Below are 6,032 nucleotides of genomic sequence, written 5' to 3' on the forward strand. Positions count from 1 at the left end.
AAATCAAAAAATGCCCCTTTTGGGGGCATTATCAAATTTATGTATGGTAAGGTTTAATTAGTAAGAACCTTTCTCAATATAATGAGCAGCAATTTTTTCAGTCAATGCTACTACATTAGGATGATTGTTATATTTAGTAAACCTTCTTAATCCTGAAAGCATCATTCTTTGTTCGTCTCCTTCAGCGAAAGATATAATTCCTTCTTTAGCAGCAACGATGATTTTTTCTACTGCTTTGTAAAGATTTAACTGAGCCATTGCAGCTTCCACGGAGTCAGGAGAAAAATGTTTTTCCACTCTTAATACTGCAGATTCAGCCATATAGATCTGGTTCAGAATTTCAGAAGCATTCAATAATAAATGCTGTTGTTTTTCGATCTCAGTCATATACTTTTGAAGAGCAGCTCCTGAAACCATTAAAAATACTTTTTTAAGATTTGCAATAATAGCTTTTTCTTCGCTCATAAACTCAGAATAATCAGGAGTTTCGAAAGAAGGAATACCCATTAGTTCTTTACTGATAGCCATTGCAGGAGATAATAAGTCCAATTCTCCTTTCATTGCTCTCTTGATAAGCATTCCTACAGAAAGTAATCTGTTGATTTCGTTAGTCCCTTCATAGATTCTGGAAATTCTTGAATCTCTCCATGCTGATTCCATTGGAGTATCTTCAGAGAACCCCATACCTCCGTATACCTGAATTCCTTCATCAGCTGTATGTTGAGCTAAATCTGAAACAAATACTTTAAGAATAGAGCATTCTACTGCAAATTCTTCCACACCTTTCAATTCAGCAGCCTGATGGTCTAAACCTCCAGCTACCAATTCATCAATTTTATCCTGAACATCTTTAGCAGCCCTATAAGAACCGGCTTCACTTACAAAAATACCGGTAGTCATTTCTGCCAGTTTTTTTCTGATTGCTCCGAATGTAGAAATAGAAACTCCGAATTGTTTTCTTTCGTTAGCGTACTGTATAGAGTGATTAGTGATTCTTCTTTGTGCATCCAAACATGCAGCAGCTAATTTGATACGACCTACGTTCAGGGCATTTAATGCAATTTTAAATCCGTTATTTCTTTCTCCCAAAAGATTTTCAACCGGAATTTTCATATCATTGAAGAAAACCTGACGGGTAGAAGATGCACGGATACCCAATTTATGCTCTTCCTCACCAAAAGTAAGGCTTTCAGGGTTTTCAAGTTCAGAACGGTTGATCACAAATCCAGTAATATTTTTGTCATCGTCTATTTTAGCGAACAATGTGAACGTATCAGCAAACCCTGCATTAGAGATCCACATTTTTTGCCCGTTAATGATATAATGTTTTCCGTCTTCAGATAATCTTGCTCTTGTTTTTCCTGAGTTGGCATCAGATCCGGCATCAGGCTCTGTAAGACAATAGGCTCCAAATTTAGTTCCTGTAGCTAAATCCGGAAGATATTTTTTCTTCTGCTCTTCTGTACCGTAAAGAACGATTGGCAATGTTCCGATTCCCGTATGAGCTCCATATGCAGTAGCTAATGATCCTGTAGCTCCGGAAAGATAGTCACAGGCTAACATCGTAGTAACGAATCCCATTCCTAATCCCCCGTACTCTTCAGGTACTGAAATTCCAAGCATTCCCATTTCACCAAGCTTGCGCATTGTTTCTTCCGTTAATGCATAATCTTTTTTCTCATAACGTTCTTTTTGAGGAACCACTTCTCTGTCGATGAATTCTTTTGCAGAATCACGAAGCATTTTTTGCTCTTCATTCAGCTCTTCAATACTGAAAATTTCATTTGCAGGAATTTCTTTGATCAAAAACTCTCCTCCTTTTAGTGTAGCCATATATTATTTTATTTTTTAATAATTAATGATTTTGTATAGATGCACTTATTATGAATACATCTATACATTTTTAAAGTAATTCAAAGATGCTCGCAGCTCCCTGTCCGGTTCCTACACACATAGAGACCATTCCGTATTTGTTTCCGCGTTTTCTCATTTCGTCCATCAGCTGTACGGTAAGTTTAGTTCCTGTACATCCCAGTGGATGACCTAAAGCAATTGCACCTCCGTTTACATTCAAAATTTCAGGATTAAGATCCAATTCTTTTTTTATGGCAACTGATTGAGAAGCAAAAGCTTCATTCAATTCAATAAGCTCAATATCTTTAAGTTGTAAACCGGCTTGTTTTAATGCTTTTGGAATAGCATATACAGGCCCCATTCCCATAATCCTAGGTTCAAGTCCTGCAGCAGCATAAGATACCAATCTTGCTTCCGGTTCAAGTCCTAATTCTTTAACCATTTCTTCACTCATAACGATTACAAAAGCAGCGCCGTCACTCATTTGTGATGAATTTCCTGCTGTAACGCTTCCTCCGTTTGCAAATACAGGTCTTAGTTTTCCTAAACCTTCAAGGCTTGTATCTTTTCTTGGTCCTTCATCTACTGAGAAATCAAATTTTTTAGTTTGGATCTTTTGATTTTCATCTAAATAAGTATATTCAACAGGGATCGGAACAATCTGATTGGCAAATTTTCCTTCCTGATTCGCTTTTAGAGCTTTCATATGAGATTCAAAAGCAAACTGATCCTGTTCTTCTCTTGTAATATTATACTGTTTAGCTACTTCTTCTGCAGTATAACCCATTCCCCAGTAATAATCAGGATTGGTTTTTGCAATATCTGTTTCAGGAACCGGCTTATAACCTCCCATTGGAATGAAAGACATACTTTCTGTACCTCCTGCAATGATACAATCAGCCATTCCTGCCTGTATTTTAGCAGATGCAATAGCAATTGCCTCACTTCCTGAAGCACAATATCTGTTTACGGTAACTCCGGGAACTTTATCAGTATTCAATCCCATTAAAGAAATTAAACGAGCTACGTTAAGTCCCTGCTCAGCTTCAGGCATTGCATTTCCTACAATAAGATCGTCAATTCTGTTTTTATCTAATTGCGGAACATCAGCCATCAGTTTTTCAATAACTGTTGCCGCCATTACATCGGGTCTTGTAAATCTTAAACTGCCTTTTGGAGCTTTACCCACGGCCGTTCTGTAACCCTTTATTATATATGCTGTCTTTGACATTTTTCTATTATTAATTGTTATAAAAATTAAACATTCTGATTATTAGTTTCTCAACGGTTTTCCTTTTTGTAACATATACTGGATTCTCTCCAATGTTTTTCTTTCTCCGCAAAGTGATAAGAATGTTTCTCTTTCAAGGTTTAACAGATATTGTTCGGTAACTACTGTTTCTTCGGAAAGATTTCCTCCAACCATTACGTAAGCCAGTTTGTCTGCAATTTTCTTATCGTGTTCAGATATATAATTTCCGGTTAACATCTGGTCAGTTCCTACATAGAACATTCCTAATGCATCTTTACCTAGAACTTTTACTCTCTGCTCGATAGGCTGGGTATATCCTTGTTCTGCCAGTAATTTAGCTACTTTTTTAGCCTCAGCAATCTGTCTGTTTTTGCTTACGGAAACAATATCTTTCCCTTTTTCAAGAATTCCCATATCATAGGCTTCATAAGCGGAAGTTGCCACTTTACCCATAGCGATATTCATGAAAGCCTCACGAAGTCTGTTGTTTTTAACATCATCTTTATGGAATTCTCTGGAAGTTCTTAAGGTCAATTCTTTAGTACCGCCGCCACCAGGAATTACACCAACTCCGGTTTCTACCAATCCAATGTAAGTTTCTGCTGCTGCAACCACTCTGTCAGCATGCATGGTCATTTCACAACCACCCCCAAGAGTCATTCCGTGCGGAGCAACTACAACAGGAACAGAAGAGTAGCGAACTCTCATCATTGATTTCTGGAAGTAAGCAATAGCCATATTCAGGTCATCCCAATCCTGCTCAATAGCCATCATTAAGATCATTGCTAAATTAGCTCCTACTGAGAAATTAGCCCCCTGATTTCCTACAACTAATCCATCGTATTCTTTTTCTGCTAAATCAATAGCTCTGTTTAATCCATCAAGAACTTCTCCCCCTAAAGAGTTCATTTTTGAACGGATTTCAAAGTTGATGATACCATCTCCAAGATCTTCAATGGCAGAACCTGAATTACTCCAAAGGGTTTTATTTTTTCGGATATTATCTAAGATGATAAATGCATCTTGTCCCGGAATATTATTATAGTTTCCGGAGTTTTTATCAAAGAATATGCTTTGGCCTTCATCGTTTACTTTGTAGAAAGTTTCTACACTTTTTACCCAGTCTGAAACTTCATATCCTGCGTCTTTTGCAAGTTCGATTCCTTTCTGAACTCCAACTGCATCCCAAATTTCAAATGGTCCGTTTTCCCATCCGAAACCAGCTCTCATTGCATCATCAATTTTATAAACTTCATCAGAAATTTCAGGAACTTTATGAGATACATACGCGAATAATGCTCCGAATGATTTTCTGTATAATTCTCCGGCTTTATCTTTTCCTCCGATCAGAATTTTAAATCTGTCAATAGGCTTATCAATAGCTTTGGTGAGTTCTAACGTCGGAAATGAAATCTTACCCTGAAGCTCATATTCTAATGTTTCGAGGTTTAATCCATGAATTTCAGATTTTCCTTCTGCATTTTTAACTTTCTTATAAAACCCTTGATTGGTTTTGGAACCCAGCCATTTATTATCCATCATAGTCTGGATATATCCAGGAAGTTCAAATACATCGTTGAAATCATTGGCTTCAGCACCGCTTTGACGAACCCCATTGGCTACCATCACTAAAGTATCTAATCCTACCACATCTGCTGTTCTGAAAGTGGCAGACTTAGGACGTCCAATTACAGGTCCGGTCAGTTTATCTACTTCAGAAACGGTAAGTCCCATTTTTTTAACGTTATGAAGAAGATCCATAATAGAGAAAACCCCGATTCTGTTTGCAATGAACGCAGGAGTGTCTTTTGCTAAAACGGTAGTTTTTCCTAAGAACTTAGCTCCGTAATTCATATAGAAATCTACAATCTCAGGATCTGTATCGTGAGTAGGGATAATCTCTAAAAGAGGCAGGTATCTTACAGGATTAAAGAAATGGGTTCCAGCAAAGTATTTTTTGAAATCTTCACTTCTTCCTTCTGTCAGTAAGTGAATAGGAATACCGGACGTGTTGGAAGAAATTAAAGTTCCCGGTTTTCTGAATTGTTCTATTTTTTCATATACGGATTTTTTGATGTCCAGTCTTTCAACTACAACTTCTATAATCCAGTCCGTGTTTTTTATTTTCTGTAAATCGTCATCAAAGTTTCCTACTTTGATTCTCTCAGCAAATTTTGGCGAATAAAGCAGGGCAGGGCTTGATTTCTTTAGTTTTTCAAAGTTTTCTGTGGCAATTCTGTTTCTGACTGCTTTATCCTCTTTGGTCAAACCTTTTTTTTCTTCTGCTTCAGTTAATTCAAACGGAACAATATCCAACAGCAAAACTTCAACACCAATATTGGCAAAGTGAGCTGCAATACCGCTTCCCATAATTCCTGAACCAAGAACCGTTACATGTTTGATTCTTCTTTTCATTTCAAATTTATTTTCGGTTGTTTAAATCGTTGGCAATTTTCATTATTTCATGCATTACTTCTTTGAATACCTCCATTTTTTCCTGAGGTATTCTTTCCATAACTTTCTTGTTGAAATTCACCACTACTTCTTTAGAGAGGTTCCGCGAATTCAATCCTTTATCTGTAAGCTTTATAATAACTTCTCTTTTGTCTGTAGTGGTTTTCTCTTTGTAGATATAACCGTTGTCTTCCAAAAGTTTAATGATTCTTGTTAAAGAAGTAGGTTCTATAGCCATTTTAGGCCCCAGATTGGTACTTCTTGTTCCTTCTTTAGGATCTATTTTAAGAAGGGTAAGTGCCTGTACAGCTGTAGAGTCATGCTCCTGAGCCAGCTCTGAATACATTTTTGAAACAGCTAACCATGTCTGTTTCAAAACGAGATCTACATTTTCAATTTTTTCTCTATTATCCATCATCTTATTTTTCAATGGTTTTGACCAAATATAATAATTATTATGCATGCATAGGAT

Annotated in this window: 4 protein-coding genes; all 4 read right to left on the reverse strand. The window is 36.8% G+C overall.

Translation table 11 applies throughout. From position 1 onward, the window contains the following. Nucleotides 1-57: 57 nt before the first annotated feature. The 4 genes from Q0A18_RS01145 to Q0A18_RS01160 all read right to left on the reverse strand — a co-directional run bounded on the left by Q0A18_RS01145 (nucleotide 58) and on the right by Q0A18_RS01160 (nucleotide 5,978). Nucleotides 58-1,833: an acyl-CoA dehydrogenase family protein gene (locus tag Q0A18_RS01145; protein WP_292008331.1), complete on the reverse strand. Its 1,776-nt coding sequence runs from the start codon at nucleotides 1,831-1,833 to the stop codon at nucleotides 58-60. A 70-nt stretch (nucleotides 1,834-1,903) separates the two neighbouring features. After that, a complete protein-coding gene (locus Q0A18_RS01150; protein ID WP_292008332.1) occupies nucleotides 1,904-3,085 on the reverse strand; it encodes an acetyl-CoA C-acyltransferase in 1,182 nt (393 codons plus the stop codon). Between the two features lie 42 nt (nucleotides 3,086-3,127). Beyond that, nucleotides 3,128-5,521 carry a 3-hydroxyacyl-CoA dehydrogenase/enoyl-CoA hydratase family protein gene (locus tag Q0A18_RS01155; RefSeq protein ID WP_292008333.1) on the reverse strand — a complete coding sequence of 798 codons (2,394 nt, stop codon included), beginning with the start codon at nucleotides 5,519-5,521 and terminating at the stop codon, nucleotides 3,128-3,130. Nucleotides 5,522-5,528: 7 nt separating this feature from the next. After that, nucleotides 5,529-5,978: a MarR family transcriptional regulator gene (locus tag Q0A18_RS01160; protein WP_292008334.1), complete on the reverse strand. Its 450-nt coding sequence runs from the start codon at nucleotides 5,976-5,978 to the stop codon at nucleotides 5,529-5,531. Nucleotides 5,979-6,032: the final 54 nt, after the last annotated feature.

Source organism: Chryseobacterium sp. (assembly GCF_022712095.1).
In the GTDB taxonomy this organism is placed as follows: domain Bacteria; phylum Bacteroidota; class Bacteroidia; order Flavobacteriales; family Weeksellaceae; genus Chryseobacterium.